This window comes from Streptomyces africanus, assembly GCF_030816955.1.
GTDB lineage: Bacteria > Actinomycetota > Actinomycetes > Streptomycetales > Streptomycetaceae > Streptomyces > Streptomyces africanus.
Map to the genome: position 1 here is coordinate 2,995,251 of NZ_JAUSYP010000001.1, position 16,547 is coordinate 3,011,797.

Sequence of the window (16,547 nt, forward strand, 5' to 3'; positions counted from 1 at the left end):
CATGAAACTCACCGTGGTCGGCGGAGGCTCGACCTACACCCCCGAACTCGTGGACGGTTTCGCCCGCCTGAGGGACACCCTGCCCGTGGAGGAACTGGTCCTGATGGACCCGGCGCAGGACCGCCTGGACCTGGTGGGCGGCCTCGCCCGCCGCATCTTCGCCCGCCAGGGCCACCCCGGCCGCATCACCACCACGAGCGACCTCGACCGGGCGGTCGAGGGCGCGGACGCGGTACTCCTGCAACTCCGCGTCGGCGGCCAGGCGGCCCGCGAGCAGGACGAGACCTGGCCCCTGGAGTGCGGCTGCGTGGGCCAGGAGACGACCGGCGCCGGCGGCCTGGCGAAGGCCCTGCGCACGGTCCCGGTGGTCCTGGACATCGCGGACCGGGTACGCCGCACGAACCCCCACGCCTGGATCATCGATTTCACGAACCCGGTCGGCATCGTGACCCGCGCCCTGCTCCGGGCGGGCCACAGGGCGGTGGGCCTGTGCAACGTGGCGATCGGCCTCCAGCGCAAGTTCGCGGGCCTGCTGGGCGTCGAGCCCCCGGACGTCCATCTGGACCACGTGGGTCTCAATCACCTCACCTGGGAAACGGGAGTACGCCTCGGCGGCCCGGAAGGCGAGGACGTCCTGCCCAAACTGCTGACCGACCACGGCGACACGATCGCGGCGGACCTGCGCCTGCCCCGCCCGCTCTTCGACCGCCTGGGCGTGGTCCCGTCGTACTACCTGCGCTACTACTACGCGCACGACGAGGTCGTACGCGAACTCGGGGCGAAGCCCTCCCGCGCGGCCGAAGTGGCCGCCATGGAACGCGAATTGCTCACCATGTACGCCGACCCGTCCCTGGACGAGAAGCCGGCCCTGCTCGCCAAACGGGGCGGCGCCTACTACTCGGAGGCGGCGGTGGACCTGGCGGCGGCCCTGCTGGGCGGCGGCGGCACGCCCTACCAGGTGGTGAACACGTACAACCGGGGCACGCTCCCGTTCCTCCCCGACGACGCGGTCATCGAGGTCCAGGCGGCGGTGGGCCCGCAGGGAGCCACCCCCCTCCCGGTCCCGTCCGTGGACCCCCTCTACGCGGGCCTGATGGCCAACGTGACGACGTACGAGGACCTGGCCTTGGAGGCGGCTCTGCACGGCGGCCGGGCCCGCGTCTTCCGGGCCCTCCTCGCCCACCCCCTCATCGGCCAGTACGAGTACGCCGAGACGCTCACCGACCGACTGATCGCACACAACCGGGAGCACCTCGCGTGGGCCTGACCGCACGTGTCCTCGCCATCGACGCCGGCAACAGCAAGACGGACGTCGCGATCGTGAGTTCGGACGGAGAGGTCCTGTCCACGGCACGCGGCGGCGGCTTCCGCCCGCCCGCGGTCGGCCTGGACACGGCGATGACCACTCTCACCCACACGGTCACCCAGGCCCTGTCCACCGCCGGACTCACCACCGTCGACCACGTCTCGGCCTGCCTCGCCAACGCCGACTTCCCGGTCGAGGAGGACCAGTTGGCGGCAGCGCTGCAGGCGCGCGGCTGGGGCACGACGGTGACGGTCCGGAACGACACCTTCGCCATCCTCCGGGCCGGTGTGACGGAACCCCGGGGTGTCGCGGTCGTCTGCGGCGCGGGCATCAACTGCGTCGGCATGCGCCCCGACGGCCGCACGGCCCGCTTCCCGGCACTCGGCAGGGTCTCGGGCGACTGGGGCGGCGGCTGGGGCCTGTCCGAGGAGGCCCTGTGGCACGCGGCGCGCGCGGAGGACGGCCGTGGGCGTCACACGGCCCTGGCCCACACCCTCCCGGCCCACTTCGGCCTGCCGTCGATGTACGCCCTCATCGAGGCGCTGCACCTGGGCGCCGTAGAACAATCCCGGCGCCACGAGCTGACGCCGGTCCTCTTCGCCACCGCGGCGGACGGCGACCCGGTCGCCCGCACGATCGTCGAACGGCAGGCGGACGAGGTGGTCGCGATGGCCGTGGTCGCCCTGACCCGCCTGGACCTCCTGGACGAACCGACGCCCGTCCTCCTGGGCGGCGGGGTCCTGGCCGCCCGGCACGCCCAGCTGGACGGCAGGATCGCCGAGGTGCTGTCCGACCGAGCGCCCAAGGCGACCCCGCAGGTCGTCACGGCCGGCCCCGTCCTCGGGGCGGCGCTGCTGGGGCTGGACACGGTGGCAGCCGACAAGGGGGCACAGGAGCGGTTGCGGGCGCACTTCGGGGCGTGAGGGGGCGTACCACGGGACGTGAGAGAGGCCGGCTCACGGGACCGGCCGGAGCCCTGCGGGACAGCGGAGATGGACAGACGAAGGCGCCCGAACACGCGAGGGCGCATACTAGGGGCAATGACAAAGCCTGCTGCACCGAAGCGCCATCTGCCCACCAGCCCCTTCAGGGCCCCGGTCATTCCAGCTCCCAAGCACTTCGCTGTGGGCGACCAGGTCACACACGACATGTACGGCCTCGGCCGGGTCATCGGCATCGAGGACGGAATCGCGGTCCTCGTGGATTTCGGCTCGGCCCAGCATCGGATCCTGAGCCCGTACGCCAAGATGACCAAGCTCTGACATCGCTGTGCCCGGTCACGGCACACCAGGTCCCTCCGGGGGCTTGGCACCAGAAGGAGACCTCCCATCGATCTGACCTCGCTCTTCTCCGCCCCGGAAGGGGCACCCCGGAGCACGGCCACGACCTCGCCGCCTCCCACCACGAACCCCTTCCAGGCCCCGGACTTCGGAGAGGACGACGGCGCGACAGCACCGGAGCCCCTCAACGGCGACCGGCACTGACACCAAACTTGCCCCAGAGAGGGCACGAAACCGCCCCTCACCAGCTGTTTCCTTGCCGATGAGGGGCTGTTTGCGGCGGGCTCGGACCAGTCAGCCGCAGAGGACCTGTGCCACTGCCTCGCGGAAGTCGCCGGTCGCGAGTGCCTTGACCGGGATCGTGAAATACAGCGTTCCGGCGTCCCCCCAGCCCCATCCGAGTTCGGTGTCCTCGGCGAGCTGGAGCAGATGGACAGCCGAGCCGTCGTCGTCGCGGGACGACACCTGGAGCGTGTGCGAGGTGTCCGGCCAGCCGAAGGCGCAGTGACTGCCGGCGGTGTTCCCGTCGAGATCTCCCATCTCGCTGAGAATGAGCGATGGCGCTCCCCAGTGCTGCTCCCTGTCGAACTCCAGGTCCGTGTCCTCGACGTCCCAGCAGTCCGGGAGCATGGTCACCTCAGCCGCGTGGACGGGCATCGCGGGGTAGCTTCGTGCTGGTTCGGGTGCGGTCGTCTCGACGGCCCGTGCCGGGTCTGCGGGAATCACGCGGCACACCCCGGCTCCGTACATGTCCAGCTTGCGGTACTCCTCGTACGGCAGGTCCGGATCGAGATAGAAGAAGTTGAGCAGACCAGGCCGTATGGGCAGTTCATCGCCCAGCCATGCGGCGAGGGCATCGGTGTCCAGTACGGCGTGCAGGGACAAGGGAACCCCACTGTGTTCGGGCCAGGGGGTCTCCGGTTCCAGGAGGGCAGGCCCACCGAGCCGGCATCGACCGGTGGCCTGGACACTTCCCGTCGATTGGACGAGTCGAAAGCCGCGGCGGGCCATGGCGGCAAACTGCCGGCCGGTCTTCTCACCGAGCCGTTCCGCGCATACCCGGCTCAAGCCGGCAGGATCATCGAACTGCATGCCGGGATCTTCTCAACCGCCGCTCGGCCTCGGCCAGCCTTCAGTCAGCGGTAGCCGGGCCAGTGCGGATCCGTCCAGCGATCCTCGCCGGTGAGTCCGAGCAGCCGTATCCGGTGCTGCAGATCCGCCGGTGCGCCCGCCTCGCGGAGCCGCGTCGCTGCGTGGCCCAGGAGCCAGGCGACCAGTTCGGCGCGCAGCTCCTCCTCGTCGTGCTCGTACCAGCCGACGCTCCACGGCAGAGCGTCCCTCAAAAGCTCGCACTCCCATTCCGCGGCCGCCTCGATGAGACGCCGGTCACTGAGGTGCTCGGTCTGCTCTTCCCAGTCGGCGAGCCAAGGGCCGAGCGTTCCGGACGCCTCGGCGCACGCCACGAAGACCTGGTGTGCCGGGACGACCGCATTGGGGTCGGTGAGGCTCTGCACCCACCAGGCATGCAGGAATTCGCGTACCGACTCGGCCTGTTCGTCGGGCCATTGTTGCCAGCAGCCGCGGGCGAACGAGTATCCGGCCTCTTCCAGCCCGAACAGCGGCTCCGCGCGACCGGCGACCAGGACCGTGGCGAACTGCGGCAGTATGCGGCGCAGCACGGCAGCGTGATCGGTCCAGTCGATGGCCTGCCAGGTCCGGCGCAGAAGGTCCGGCTCCAGTTCCACGTCCGGTGTTTTCAGAAGGGAAAGCTCCTCAGGGCTGCCCCAGTGGCATGCGCAGTTGGCCTCGTCCGGATGCGCGGTCATGCCGCGGAAAGTGACGGAAAGGTTCTCCAGGGCGGCGCCGAGGCGGCGGCGTGCGGAATGAGGGGCGAGATGCATGGTGTGCCCGGCCTTCGAGGACTCCGTACGACTTCCGCCGAGCGAAGATCGCCACGCTACGCGGTCCCCGTATCAGGCCGCAAGAGGCACCTGCTCGCCCTCTTCCGGGACCTGGTAGTGAGCCCAGATCTGGTTCAGCTCGTGCTGGTAGTAGAGCGGGTAGAGGCCGGCCACGATGAAAAGGATGAGGCCGATCCAGGGATTGCAGCTCCGCTCCATCCCGGCCGACTGCTGCATGCGGGCAATGCGCAGACCGGTGTTGTAGACCGACACGAAGGGGGGAATGATCAGCAGCCAGCCGACGGCAAGAGCCAGGAGAGCCATCACCGGATTGACCTCGATTCGGTGATCGAAGTCCTGGGCTTCGCGATTCACTTTGTAATACCAGACCAGATGGTAGATGCCCAGCGTGATCAGCGGCCAGATCAGCCAAACAAGAAATATGTTGCGGGTTTTTCCAGCGCGACCTGACATGACGCACCTCCCATGAATCCAGTGCATCACGATCAGCCGCCACCCGCGCGTGGTGAGACCCGGGGCCCTCGGGCCGGGCCGTCTCCGGGCCGCGCGAGGGCGCCCCGGGCCGGCCGACGGCGACCGAGACGGGTCGGCGCGCCTCCGCTGTCGACCACGAAACCGCAGGTCAGAGCCCTCTGACCAGACGCGTTTCCACCCAGGGGTGGCGGTACGGCAAGATGGGGTGTATCTGCCCACTGCCGTATTCAAGCTGCCGGACGGTTTCTCTTGGCTGAGTTCATTTACACCATGCGCAAGGCGCGTAAGGCGCACGGCGACAAGGTGATCCTCGACGACGTGACGACCAGCTTCTACCCGGGAGCGAAGATCGGCGTCGTCGGCCCGAACGGCGCCGGCAAGTCGACCATCCTCAAGATCATGGCCGGGATCGAGCAGCCGTCCAACGGCGACGCCTTCCTCACCCCCGGCTACACGGTCGGCATCCTGCTCCAGGAGCCCCCTCTGAACGAGGAGAAGACCGTTCTGGAGAACGTCCAGGAGGGTGTCGCCGGGATCAAGGGCAAGCTCGACCGGTTCAACGAGATCGCCGAGCAGATGGCGACCGACTACACCGACGAGCTCATGGACGAGATGGGCAAGCTCCAGGAGGACCTCGACCACGCCAACGCGTGGGACCTCGACGCCCAGCTGGAGCAGGCCATGGACGCCCTGGGCTGCCCGCCCGGCGACTGGCCCGTCGTCAACCTGTCCGGCGGTGAGCGCCGCCGCGTCGCGCTGTGCAAGCTGCTGCTGGAGCAGCCCGACCTGCTGCTGCTCGACGAGCCCACCAACCACCTCGACGCCGAGTCCGTGAACTGGCTGGAGCAGCACCTGGCCAAGTACCCGGGCACCGTCGTGGCGGTCACCCACGACCGGTACTTCCTCGACAACGTCGCCCAGTGGATCTGCGAGGTCGACCGCGGTCGCCTCTACCCCTACGAGGGCAACTACTCCAAGTACCTGGAGACCAAGGCCGCCCGCCTCAAGGTCGAGGGCCAGAAGGACGCCAAGCGGCAGAAGCGCCTCAAGGAAGAGCTCGAGTGGGTGCGGTCGAACGCCAAGGGGCGGCAGGCCAAGTCCAAGGCGCGTCTCGCCCGCTACGAGGAGATGGCCGCCGAGGCCGACAAGATGCGGAAGCTGGACTTCGAGGAGATCCAGATCCCGCCGGGCCCGCGCCTGGGCAACGTCGTCGTCGAGGTCAACAACCTCACCAAGGGCTTCGGCGAGAAGCTGCTCATCGACGACCTCAGCTTCACGCTGCCGCGCAACGGCATCGTCGGCATCATCGGCCCGAACGGCGCCGGCAAGACGACGCTGTTCAAGATGATCCAGGGCATCGAGGAGCCCGACTCGGGCGAGATCAAGGTCGGCGACACGGTCAAGATCTCGTACGTCGACCAGAGCCGCGAGAACATCGACCCCAAGAAGACGCTGTGGGCGGTCGTCTCCGACGAGCTGGACTACATCAACGTGGGCCAGGTCGAGATGCCCTCGCGCGCGTACGTCTCCGCCTTCGGGTTCAAGGGGCCGGACCAGCAGAAGCCGGCCGGTGTGCTCTCCGGCGGTGAGCGCAACCGCCTGAACCTCGCGCTCACCCTCAAGCAGGGCGGCAACCTGCTGCTCCTCGACGAGCCGACCAACGACCTGGACGTCGAGACCCTCTCCAGCCTGGAGAACGCGCTGCTGGAGTTCCCGGGTGCGGCCGTGGTCGTCTCCCACGACCGGTGGTTCCTGGACCGGGTCGCCACGCACATCCTCGCCTACGAGGGCGAGTCCAAGTGGTTCTGGTTCGAGGGCAACTTCGAGTCGTACGAGAAGAACAAGATCGAGCGGCTCGGCCCGGACGCCGCGCGTCCGCACCGCGCCACCTACAAGAAGCTGACCCGGGGCTGATCTTGCGGCACATCTACCGCTGCCCGCTGCGCTGGGCGGACATGGACGCGTACGGCCACGTCAACAACGTGGTGTTCCTCCGCTATCTGGAGGAGGCCCGTATCGACTTCCTGTTCCGTCCGGAGAAGGACTTCAAGCAGGGGTCCGTGGTGGCACGCCATGAGATCGACTACAAGCGGCAGCTCGTCCACCGGCACCACCCGGTGGACATCGAGCTGTGGGTCACGGAGATCAGGGCGGCGTCCTTCACCCTCACCTACGAGGTGAAGGACGACGACGTGGTCTACGTCCGGGCCTCGACGGTGATCGTGCCGTTCGACTTCGAGGCACAGCGCCCGCGCCGGCTCACCTCGGAGGAACGGGAGTTCCTCCGGGAGTACACGGACGACGACGAGGAGGAGGCCGTCGCCGCATGACGGTGCTCCACCTCGCCGACGAGGGGGAGGCTGCGGACCTCGCGGCCTTCCTCTCGCGGCTGCTCCACTACGACCGCGGGGCCGCGGTGCGCCTCCAGGCGGCCGGCACCGCCCTGGCCGTGTTCGGACGGCCGCCGTCCTTCGAGGTGCTGGCCGTGCGCGCGGTGCGGCTGGCAAAGCCGTACGAGGACGGGCTCGACGTCACGCTGGACGTGACCGTGTCCGCCGGTGAGCTGCTGGAGTCGGTGGACGAGAAGGGCGCCACGGCCGTCGTGCCGGGCGCGGTGACCGGGCCGCCGTGGGCGGGCGTACTGCCGCCGCGCGGCGGCTGGCGGGCCGAGCCGGGGCTGCCGGCGCCCGACGCCCTGCGATCCCTCGTGGCCGCCTCCGTCGCCGAGTTCCGCTCCCGTACGCGGGAGTTGCCGGCCGAGCGGCGCACGAGGGCCGAGCTGGACGGGATCGGACGGGACATCTGGTCCCGTACGGTCGGCGACACCCGGCTCCCGGTCCGGGCCGTGCACGCCGCACAGTCGCTGGGGTTCCTGCGGCCCGGAGTGACGCTGGGCCTGTTCTCGTCGGGCGCGTGGCTCAGGCTGCGCACGCCGTACGGGTCGGTCGCCGTACGGCAGGCCGGGCTCGGGGCGCTGGACGTCAGCGTCCGCTGACGGTCACAACGCCCCTGCGAGTCTGCGCGGATGTCAGCCCGGGGCGTTCACCATCGAGGCCGCCGCGTACGTCATGTAGTTCCACAGCGTCTCCTCGTGCTCCTCGGAGAGCCCGAGTTCCTCGACGGCGGCCCGCATGTGCTTCAGCCAGGCGTCGTGCGCCGCACGGTCGACCGTGAAGGGCGCGTGCCGCATGCGCAGGCGCGGGTGGCCGCGGTTGTCGCTGTACGTCGTGGGGCCGCCCCAGTACTGGATGAGGAAGAGCGTGAGGCGCTCCTCGGCCGGGCCCAGGTCCTCCTCGGGGTACATGGGCCGCAGCAGCGGGTCCTCGGCGACTCCCTCGTAGAAACGGTGGACGAGCCGACGGAAGGTCTCCTCCCCGCCGACCTGCTCGTAGAAGGTCTGCTCCTGAAGCGTGCCGCGCCGAATCTCTCTCACGCCCTCCATGCTCTCAGACGCGGGGGCATAGGACTCAAGGCCTAGGACCGGCCCCGGTGCCCTTACTGTGGGGGTATGGGCGGGCATGCACCCGACAGGGAACCGGACGATCTCGCCGCCTCCGCACGGGCGGCGCTGGTGCGCCGGATCGACGCGAACGGAGCCTGGGCCGCCGACCCGGTATGGCGGGAGGCGTTCGCGGCGGTCCCGCGTCACCTCTTCGTGCCGTACTACTACGTCGGGGTCGCCGGCGGCTACGAACGCCGGTGGGGCGAGAGCCCCGACCCCGTGGCGCGCGAGCGGTGGATACGGGGCGCCTACCAGGACACCCCGCTGGCGACCCGGCTGCGCGACGGCGAACTGCTCTCCTCCAGCAGCCAGCCGTCCCTGATGGCGGACATGCTGGCCGCGTTGCGCGTGCAGGACGGGAACACGGTCCTGGAGATCGGCGCCGGCACCGGCTACAACGCCGCGCTGCTCGCCCACCGGCTGGGCGACGACCGGGTCACCACCGTCGATCTCGACCCTGAGATCACCGAGTCGGCCCGCCGGCACCTGGCCGCGGCCGGGTACCACCCGGTCGTCGTCACCGGCGACGGCGCCCGGGGCGTGCCCGAGCGCGCGCCGTTCGACCGGATCATCGCCACCTGCGCGCTCAGCACCGTGCCGCGCGCCTGGCTCGCCCAGAGCCGCCCCGGTGGCCGGATCCTGATGCCGCTCGCCACCGGCCTGATGGCGCTCACGGTGACCGACGCCGGCCACGCCGAGGGGCGTTTCCTGCACACGCCCGCCTACTTCGTGCCGCTGCGCGGCGGGAGCCGGCCCGGGGGCGAGCCGCTCCAGCTGGGCGGCGTACCGCGCCGGGCCAGGGAGGACGACCTGTTCCGGTTCCTGCTGGCTCTGACCCGCGGCACCCTCGACCCGCAGGAGGCGCACTCGCTGTGGGAGCAGGAGGGCAGGCCGCAGCGCGAGCGCTACGGCATCACCGTCCGCGGGGACCGGGAGTGGGCCTGGCTGGACGACCCGGAGGGGCCGTACGCCTGGCCCCTCCCGTCGTGACAGGCTCAGCCGCGGCGGATCGTGATCGTCGTCCAGGCGCCCACGTGCACCCGGTCGCCGTCCTGGAGCGGCACGGGGACGAACGGCTGGATCGGGTCCTCCGAGCCGTTGACCGTCGTGCCGTTCGTCGAGTTCTGGTCGACGACCGCCCAGCTGCCGTCGGGCTGCTGGACCAGCACCGCGTGCTGGTGCGAGACGCCCGGGTCCTCCGGCGGCACCGAGAGATCGATGTCGGGGGTGTCGCCGGTGGAGTGCCGGCGGCGGCCGATCGTGATCTGGTTGCCGGTGAGCGTGCGCTGCTGCTCGGGCGAGTACGCGGGCAGGTTCAGTCCCGCGGCCTCGGGGCCGGAGCGCTGCATCATCGCCATGAAGTACTCACGGTCCGGGCCGATGGTCGCGGTCCACGTCGCCGGTCCCTGGGGAGCCTGGGGCTGCTGCGGGAAGCCGCCGGGGCCGGGCGGGGCCTGAGTGGCACCGGGCTGCGGGTAACCGTAGCCGCCCCCCTGACCGCCGGGGGGACCGGGCGGGGCCTGGGTGGCACCGGGCTGCGGATAGCCGTAGCCACCGCCCTGACCGCCGCCGGGACCGCCAGGGCCACCCGGTCCGCCAGGGCCGCCGCCCGGGCCGGTGGACGACGGCGGGGAGATCACCCAGTCGTCACCGCCGCCGCCGAAGGACTGACCGCCCTGCTGGGGACGCTGGGTCTCCTGCGGGAACCCGGGCGGGGCAGGCGGGCCGGACTGGTGGAAGCCCTGCGGAGCGCCGCCGGGGCCACCGGGACCGCCGGGGCCCCCATGGCCGGGCGGAGGCGGGACCGGCCGCGAGGGGTCGGGGCCGAATCCGGGCGGGCCGGGAGGACCACCGGGGCCACCAGGACCGCCGGGACCGGGACGACCGCCGGGGGCGCCGGGACCCGGGTGGCCCGAGGGGTCGCTGCCGAACGGCGGGATCGGCTCGGCCGGGCGGTTCACCTGCGACGGGCGGGAGCCCTGGTACTCGTACGAGTCACCACCGCCGTACGACGGACCAGACGGGCCGGGAGGACCGGGCGGGCCGGGAGGACCGGACTGACCGGGCTGGCCCGGCGGCTGGAAGCGCACGCCCGGGCCGGGCGCCGGCGGGGGCGGGGCGGCGGGCGTGTACGAAGTCGCCGTGTTCGTCAGGAAGTTCCACCGGCACTCCTCGCAGAACGGTGCGCCGCCCTCACGCGGCGTACGGCACTGCGGGCAGAGCTCCGGCTCGGCGTTCGGCACGGCGGACAGGTGCGGAGGACGCCCACCGGGCGGGCCACCGGGACCGCCCGGGCCGCCGGGGGGCGGGAAGCCGTAGCCGCCGGGCGGGGGCGGCGGGGGAGGAGGCGGAGGCACGGCACCCGCCATGCGGTGACCGCAGACCTCGCACCAGTCGTCGGAACCCGACTGGTGTCCGTTCGGGCAGGTCGGCATGTCGGCGCGTCCCTCCTTCGATTCCTTCTAGGTCACTTCTTCACACGAACAGTCTTGGTGGACCGGGTCTCGAGCGTCATCTCGTCGGCCTCTTCGACCTTCGCCTTCAGTCGCACAGTACCGGTCGCGGCATCGACCACGTCCACCACCTTCGCAAGCAGTTTCGCAGTATCGGCGTTCCCGGAGGCACTCGCGAGCTGAACAGCCCGGCCCAGTTTGGCCGTTGCTCCGTCCATATCTCCCGACTTGCGAAGATCCAGCCCTTGTTGGATGACTTGCGCCAGTTCTGCCTGCCCGGTGTAGTGGGCGACCTGGGGGTTGATCGACGTCGAGGCGACCATGTCGTCCGTCCACACGGCCCGCACCAGGCCCTGCGCGCCGAGGTTCCGGACGGTGCCGTCGGGCTGCGGAATGACCAGCGAGATCCGGGCCGCCAGCATCTCCTGCCCGATGTTCGCGACCGGGACCTCGACGCAGACGTGGTAGTCACGGGACTCGTCTCCCCAGGAACCCAGGGGGTAGTCGCCGGCGCGCGGGCCCGCCTCGGCGCGCCGGCCGGTCAGGTCCTCGACCGTGGGCGCGACCTGCTTGACGAACTTCACAGTGGTGTCGACCGGGGTCCACAGCCGCAGGGAGACGTCCGCGACCTCCTTTCCCATCGCCGTCTCCATCATCTGCGTGAAGTCGGCGGCGAGCCCCGCCGGGTCGGCGACGATGTCGGCGGTGCCGAGCAGGGCGGAGGCGATCCCTGTGACTTCTTTCACTTCCCAGTCGGTGCCCACGCCGCGCGCGTCACAGGTGAAGCGCCCCGCGCACGCGTCGAGCGCGGCCTTCAGATCCTGGGGCGCCTCGTGTTCGTTGCGGCCGTCGGTGAGCAGGATGCCGTGCCGGATGGCGACGTCCGCGGAGGACAGCAGGCGGTCGGCCAGTTTCAACCAGGTGCCGATGGCCGTGCCGCCGCCCGCGCTGAGCGAGCGCAGCGCCTGTTTGGCCTGCTCGCGGGTGGTGGCGTCGGCGACTGCGAGGCGACCGCCGCCCGGGTAGACCTCCTTGGCCACGTGCGTCCCGCCGATCACGGCGAAGTGCACGCCGTCGCGCAGGGTGTCGATCGCGGCGGCCGTGGCGTCGCGGGCGTTGCGCATCTTGGTCGCCGGGTAGTCCATCGACCCGGAGCAGTCGACCATGATCGCCACGGCCGCGGACGGGCCCTGGCCGGGCGAGAAGAGGTGGGGCGCCGAGACCGCGCTGCCGATCGTGCCGCCGCCGGTCGCCGTCACCGTGACGATGGCGTTGACCTCGCCGGCGCCCTCCGGCAGGTACTCGTTCTGATAGACGTCCACCGAGAACTGGGGCACGTTCGACTTCGAGAAATTGGCCATGCCTGCTTCGATCCCCCTCGAAAGCCCCCGCTTCAGCGGGGTGATGACGGTGGGCGGACCGGTCCCCTCCGGTCCGCTGAGCCGCCCCCATAACGCGGCCTCAGGCCGATCCTGCCCCCTGGGAGACCGCCGGGAACGGCACGAGGGCCACTGTTACGTTGTCGTGGCCCCCGCCGTCCAGGGCGTGACCGACGAGCACCCGGGCACTGTGCAGCGGATGCGCGGCCGCGTCGAGCGGGACGACCCTGGCCATCTCGTCGGCCGCCTCCGCGTAGTTCCACAGGCCGTCCGTGCAGACCACGACCACGCCGGGGCGGTCGGGCTTGAACGCGGCGGTGTGCGGTTCCAGTTCATAGGCGTCCGCGCCGAGCCAGCCGGTGATCGCGTGGGCGCGCTCGTCGGCATAGGCCTCGGCCTCGCTCATCAGGCCCGCGGCGACCATCTGCGCGGCCCACGAGTCGTCCTCGGTGAGCCGGGCGGGGGGTGCGCTCCGGTCGACCGGGACCCAGTAGGCGCGGCTGTCACCGACCCAGCCGACGATCAGCAGGCCGGATGTGACGACGGCGCCGACGATGGTGCACGCGGGCGCGTTCTGGTGCGGGGCGTGTTCGCGGGCCGTGGCGGGTTCCGCGGCGAGCGAGTTGACCGCGCGCGAGGCGGCGATGATCGCGTCGTGCATCGCCTGCTGCGGGTGCGTGCCGCGCGGCAGGGCGGCCAGCAGTGCCTCGCTCGCCGCCTTCGACGCCGCCATCGAGGCGTCGTCGGGGCGGGTCGCCGTGGAGACGCCGTCGCAGACGATCGCCACGGAGGCGGGTGAGCCGTCCGGCAGCGCGGTGCTGCCGATGGCGAACGCGTCCTCGTTGCGGTGGTGGCGCAGACCGCGGTCGCTGACCGCGGCCACCGGGCCGGATTCCTGCTCCATGTGGTCCCGTTCGCGCGGCTGGGCGTGGCCGCAGTTCTCGCAGTAGCCGTCGTCGTCCACGCGGCCGGCCCGGCAGGCCACGCAGACCTTGCCGCCGGCGCCCGCGGCCTGGGCCGCCGGGTCGGCGGACACCCGTGGGTCCGGTGCCTGGAGGAGGTACTCGTCGGGCTGCTGCGCCTGGTAGGTCTCGGACGGTGCCGGATATCCCTCGGGCTGTGGGGCGTGGCCGCCGGGCGGCGCGGGGTGGTGTCCCTCGGCCTGTGGGTGGCCCTCGGCCTGGGGCGGGTTGTCGAAGCGGACGCCCGCGGCCGGGGCCGGCGGGGCACCGGGGGGCGGGGGTGTGTCCGGGGGCAGCGCGGAGCCGCCCGAGTCCGTGCCCGGGAGGTCCGCCGGCTGGTGCGCCGCCTGCGATCCGCGCGCGCCGTCCGGCCCGGGGGCGGGCCAGGGCGCGCCCGTGGGCGGCTCCGACGGCGGCTCGGGATACGCAGCGGCCGGAGCGCCCTGCGCGGGCACCGAGCCGTTCATGGTGATGGTCGGGTTGTCCTGAGGCCGTACCGGCACGGCGGACAGGTCATATCCGCACGCGCCGCAGAAACGGTCACCCGATTCGAGGGGTTCCTCGCAACTCGGGCAGGCGGACAACTGGGGCATCTGCGACATCAACTACACCCACGTCCGGGGGCGGTAACGATTGGCACGTTCCACCAGGTCGATCCTCTCCTCGCCGCCGCGCGCCAGCCGGGCCAGCGTGCGATACGAGCGTTCCAGGCCGAAACGCAGGCCCCGCTCGTCCAGGCCGCTGCCGAGCAGCGTCCGTCCTCCGGCGGCGGGAGGGGCGGAACCCTGGCCCCCGGAGAGTACCCAGTCCAGCGCGCAGCCGAGGACTTCGGCCGACAACTGCTCGCGGCGCGCCGGGTCCAGACCGTACGCGTCCAGGGCCTCGACCTGCGTCGCGGCGGCCGTGAGGTCCTCCAGGAACGGTACGTCGGAGGCGGTCGCCGTGCGCTGCCGCAACCGCGCCCGGACGGCGGCCACACGGGCGGCCGTGTAGTGGATGGAGGACTCCGGGACCGACTCCAGCGTCCGCACGGCGCCGTGCCGGTCGCCGGTCGCCAACTGCACGCGCGCCAGGCCGAACGCGGCGCTCACGTAGCTCGGGTCAGTGGACCACACCAGCCGGTAGTACTCGGCGGCGTTGTCGAGCTGGCCCAGTACCTCCGCGCACAGGCCCAGCGCCAGCTTGGGCGCGATCTCGCCGGGGAAGGCGTCGTAGATCGCGTCGAAGGCGAGCGCGGCGCCCTCGTCGTCGCCTGTCACCAGCGCGGCCACACCCCGGTACCAGACCACCCGCCAGTCGTCGGGCCGCTCACCCTCCAGCGTGACCAGCGCCTCCAGCGCGGCGGCCGGATCGCCGGTCTCCAGCCAGGCCCGGATCTGCCGCAGCCGCGTCTCGATCGAGGGGGCCGGAGCCGCCGCGAGGGCGCCGAGCAGCTCGGCCGGGGCGGAGGTCATCAGGCCCGCCAGGAAGCCGGCGTTGGGGTCGGACGGGTCGACGCGCGGGACGGGCAGGGCGAGGGCGGCGGCGCGGGTGTCGACCGGCTTGACGAGGCTGTGGGGACCGGGCAGTGCCGGCCCTGGCGCGGCTCCTTGGGGCCCGGCGGCGAGCTGGGCGGCGTGAGGTTGGGATGGGACAGCGGGCAACGCCGCCGAGGTCGCAAAGTTGCGCCGTTTCCGCACCACCCGCGCCCCCAGCCGGGACACCTCACCGCCCAGCTTCGGGAACAACTCCGTGTCCGTGACCCGCAGCTCCGGCCCGAACAGCGTGGAGAGGGCGGGCCGCGCACGGCCCGTCTGGACGGAGACGACCTCCCGCAGGACGCCCGTCAACTGCTCGGTCATCTCCTGCGCGGAGGCGAACCGGCGGGCCGGGTCGGGGTCCGTGGCGCGGACCAGGAGGCGGTAGAACGACTCGTACTGCCGGAACACCTCGATGTTGTCCGGGTCGGGCAGGGAGTCGACGTAGACGTTCGTGTAGCCCTGGAAGTCGAAGGTCAGGACGGCGAGGGTACGGGCGACGGTGTAGAGGTCGCTCGCCACCGACGGGCCGGCTTCGGCGACCTCCGGCGCCTGGTACCCGACCGTGCCGTAGATGGCCGACTCCTCGTCGTCCATCCTGCGCACCGCGCCCATGTCGATCAGCTTGAGCTGGTCCTCGGTCTGGATCGCGTTGTCGACCTTGAAGTCGCAGTACAGCAGGTTGCGGCTGTGCAGATGACCGAGCGCCTCCAGGGCCTCCAGGCCGTACGCGCAGGCCTGCTCGACCGGCAGTGGGTCGCGCCTGCCGTGCGGGGTGCGGCGGGCGTTGGCGATCTCCTTCAGCGACTTGCCGCCGACGTACTCCATGACGATGTAGCCGTCGAGCGAGCCCGTGCGCTGGTCCAGGTGCTCGACGAAGTTGTAGATCCGCACGATGTTGGCGTGCTCGATCTCCGCGAGGAAGCGCCGCTCGGAGATCGCCGCGGCCATCGCGTCCTGGTCGCCGGTGTCCAGCAGGCCCTTGAGGACCACCCAGCGGTCGGAGACCGCCCGGTCGACGGCCAGGTAGATCCAGCCCAGGCCGCCGTGCGCGAGGCAGCCGACCACCTCGTACTGGCCGTGCACGACGTCCCCGGCCTTCAGCTTCGGCACGAACGAGTACGGATGCCCGCACTTGGTGCAGAAGCCCTCCGTACGTCCCGGACGGTCGCCGCGCGCACGGCCCACCTGGGCGCCGCAGTCCGAGCGCGAGCAGAATCGCTTCCGCTCGGGCACCTCGGGGTTGTCCAGGACCATTTCGCGCGGGTCGGGCCGAGGGATCGGCGGGACCTGGACCAGTCCCGCGCCCAGCCGGCCCCGGGAGGAGGAACCGGCGGCGGAACCGGAGCTGCGCACCGACACCGAACGGCCCGTCGCCTTGCCCGACAGGGAGCGCGAGAGGCGTCCCGACACCGAGCGGCGGGACTTCGACGACTGGGACGACGTACGGGAACTGCGGCTGCTCGTGCGGGAGCTGCCGCTGCGCCCCGAGCCGCGTGAGCCGCCCTTGCCGCCGGCGGTGATGCCGGTGGGGGGCGACCCGACCATGCCTCCCCCAGAGGGGGGACCCCCAGCTGCGACGACCGGGGCGAGGCCGCAGGTGTCGCAGTACAGTTCGCCGCCGCCCACGTCCTCGTAGCTGCCGCCGCAGGCAGGGCGCTGGCAGGTGCGCTGCGCCACACCCTGTGCTCCACCCGGTGCTTGGCCCGGTGACTGGCTCGGCGGCTCGTTCGGTGCCTGACTCACGGACTC

General features: G+C 71.6%; 15 protein-coding genes. 7 read left to right on the forward strand and 8 right to left on the reverse strand.

The features are described from left to right. Nucleotide 1 precedes the first annotated feature (1 nt). The 3 genes from QF034_RS13825 to QF034_RS13835 all read left to right on the forward strand — a co-directional run bounded on the left by QF034_RS13825 (nt 2) and on the right by QF034_RS13835 (nt 2,568). Entirely contained in the window at nt 2-1,267 is a 1,266-nt protein-coding gene (locus QF034_RS13825; protein WP_307175233.1) for a 6-phospho-beta-glucosidase, read from the forward strand. Then, nucleotides 1,258-2,229: an N-acetylglucosamine kinase gene (locus tag QF034_RS13830; RefSeq protein ID WP_307175234.1), complete on the forward strand. Its 972-nt coding sequence runs from the start codon at nt 1,258-1,260 to the stop codon at nt 2,227-2,229. Before QF034_RS13825 ends, QF034_RS13830 begins: the two co-directional genes overlap by 10 nt. Nucleotides 2,230-2,346: 117 nt before the next feature. Next, entirely contained in the window at nt 2,347-2,568 is a 222-nt protein-coding gene (locus QF034_RS13835) for a hypothetical protein (protein ID WP_029181646.1), read from the forward strand. Nucleotides 2,569-2,880: 312 nt separating this feature from the next. Here QF034_RS13835 and QF034_RS13840 read toward each other — a convergent pair whose 3' ends face one another. From QF034_RS13840 to QF034_RS13850, 3 genes are all read right to left on the reverse strand, one after another. Further along, complete coding sequence (locus QF034_RS13840; protein ID WP_307175235.1) at nt 2,881-3,678, reverse strand: DUF1963 domain-containing protein; 798 nt, start codon at nt 3,676-3,678, stop codon at nt 2,881-2,883. 44 nt (nt 3,679-3,722) lie between these two features. Then, entirely contained in the window at nt 3,723-4,487 is a 765-nt protein-coding gene (locus tag QF034_RS13845; RefSeq protein WP_307175236.1) for a hypothetical protein, read from the reverse strand. A 72-nt stretch (nt 4,488-4,559) separates the two neighbouring features. Beyond that, entirely contained in the window at nt 4,560-4,961 is a 402-nt protein-coding gene (locus QF034_RS13850; protein ID WP_307175238.1) for a DUF4234 domain-containing protein, read from the reverse strand. A 270-nt stretch (nt 4,962-5,231) separates the two neighbouring features. Between QF034_RS13850 and ettA the strand changes: the two genes are divergently transcribed. The 3 genes from ettA to QF034_RS13865 are packed head-to-tail and all read left to right on the forward strand — an operon-like array spanning nt 5,232 to nt 7,977. Further along, nucleotides 5,232-6,896, forward strand: coding sequence for an energy-dependent translational throttle protein EttA (ettA, locus tag QF034_RS13855; RefSeq protein WP_307175239.1), 1,665 nt, complete (start codon nt 5,232-5,234; stop codon nt 6,894-6,896). Nucleotides 6,897-6,898: 2 nt separating this feature from the next. Continuing rightward, a complete protein-coding gene (locus tag QF034_RS13860) occupies nt 6,899-7,312 on the forward strand; it encodes an acyl-CoA thioesterase (RefSeq protein ID WP_243380696.1) in 414 nt (137 codons plus the stop codon). Continuing rightward, nucleotides 7,309-7,977: a DUF8010 domain-containing protein gene (locus tag QF034_RS13865; protein ID WP_307175240.1), complete on the forward strand. Its 669-nt coding sequence runs from the start codon at nt 7,309-7,311 to the stop codon at nt 7,975-7,977. Before QF034_RS13860 ends, QF034_RS13865 begins: the two co-directional genes overlap by 4 nt. Before the next feature lie 33 nt (nt 7,978-8,010). On the opposite strand, the gene QF034_RS13870 is transcribed toward QF034_RS13865, so the two are convergent. Then, complete coding sequence (locus QF034_RS13870; RefSeq protein WP_307175241.1) at nt 8,011-8,424, reverse strand: globin; 414 nt, start codon at nt 8,422-8,424, stop codon at nt 8,011-8,013. A 66-nt stretch (nt 8,425-8,490) separates the two neighbouring features. Between QF034_RS13870 and QF034_RS13875 the strand changes: the two genes are divergently transcribed. After that, the gene (locus tag QF034_RS13875) at nt 8,491-9,474 is read left to right on the forward strand and encodes a methyltransferase domain-containing protein (RefSeq protein WP_307175242.1); all 984 of its coding nucleotides are present in this window, start codon (nt 8,491-8,493) and stop codon (nt 9,472-9,474) included. A gap of 5 nt (nt 9,475-9,479) precedes the next feature. Here QF034_RS13875 and QF034_RS13880 read toward each other — a convergent pair whose 3' ends face one another. From QF034_RS13880 to QF034_RS13895, 4 genes are all read right to left on the reverse strand, one after another. Continuing rightward, a complete protein-coding gene (locus tag QF034_RS13880; protein WP_307175243.1) occupies nt 9,480-10,919 on the reverse strand; it encodes an FHA domain-containing protein in 1,440 nt (479 codons plus the stop codon). 32 nt (nt 10,920-10,951) lie between these two features. Further along, nucleotides 10,952-12,298 carry a vWA domain-containing protein gene (locus QF034_RS13885; RefSeq protein WP_307175244.1) on the reverse strand — a complete coding sequence of 449 codons (1,347 nt, stop codon included), beginning with the start codon at nt 12,296-12,298 and terminating at the stop codon, nt 10,952-10,954. 100 nt (nt 12,299-12,398) lie between these two features. Further along, complete coding sequence (locus QF034_RS13890; protein WP_307175245.1) at nt 12,399-13,880, reverse strand: PP2C family protein-serine/threonine phosphatase; 1,482 nt, start codon at nt 13,878-13,880, stop codon at nt 12,399-12,401. Between the two features lie 3 nt (nt 13,881-13,883). Further along, the gene (locus QF034_RS13895) at nt 13,884-16,541 is read right to left on the reverse strand and encodes a serine/threonine-protein kinase (RefSeq protein ID WP_370880796.1); all 2,658 of its coding nucleotides are present in this window, start codon (nt 16,539-16,541) and stop codon (nt 13,884-13,886) included. Between the last annotated feature and the right edge of the window lie 6 nt (nt 16,542-16,547).

Bases quoted from the DNA above. Each gene is read 5' to 3' on its own strand.
- QF034_RS13825 (WP_307175233.1), top strand. From the start codon at position 2: ATGAAACTCACCGTGGTCGGCGGAGGCTCGACCTACACCCCCGAACTC.
- QF034_RS13875 (WP_307175242.1), top strand. From the start codon at position 8,491: ATGGGCGGGCATGCACCCGACAGGGAACCGGACGATCTCGCCGCCTCC.
- QF034_RS13835 (WP_029181646.1), top strand. From the start codon at position 2,347: ATGACAAAGCCTGCTGCACCGAAGCGCCATCTGCCCACCAGCCCCTTC.
- QF034_RS13865 (WP_307175240.1), top strand. From the start codon at position 7,309: ATGACGGTGCTCCACCTCGCCGACGAGGGGGAGGCTGCGGACCTCGCG.
- QF034_RS13880 (WP_307175243.1), bottom strand. From the start codon at position 10,919: ATGCCGACCTGCCCGAACGGACACCAGTCGGGTTCCGACGACTGGTGC.
- QF034_RS13840 (WP_307175235.1), bottom strand. From the start codon at position 3,678: ATGCAGTTCGATGATCCTGCCGGCTTGAGCCGGGTATGCGCGGAACGG.
- QF034_RS13885 (WP_307175244.1), bottom strand. From the start codon at position 12,298: ATGGCCAATTTCTCGAAGTCGAACGTGCCCCAGTTCTCGGTGGACGTC.
- QF034_RS13890 (WP_307175245.1), bottom strand. From the start codon at position 13,880: ATGTCGCAGATGCCCCAGTTGTCCGCCTGCCCGAGTTGCGAGGAACCC.
- QF034_RS13845 (WP_307175236.1), bottom strand. From the start codon at position 4,487: ATGCATCTCGCCCCTCATTCCGCACGCCGCCGCCTCGGCGCCGCCCTG.
- QF034_RS13850 (WP_307175238.1), bottom strand. From the start codon at position 4,961: ATGTCAGGTCGCGCTGGAAAAACCCGCAACATATTTCTTGTTTGGCTG.
- QF034_RS13870 (WP_307175241.1), bottom strand. From the start codon at position 8,424: ATGGAGGGCGTGAGAGAGATTCGGCGCGGCACGCTTCAGGAGCAGACC.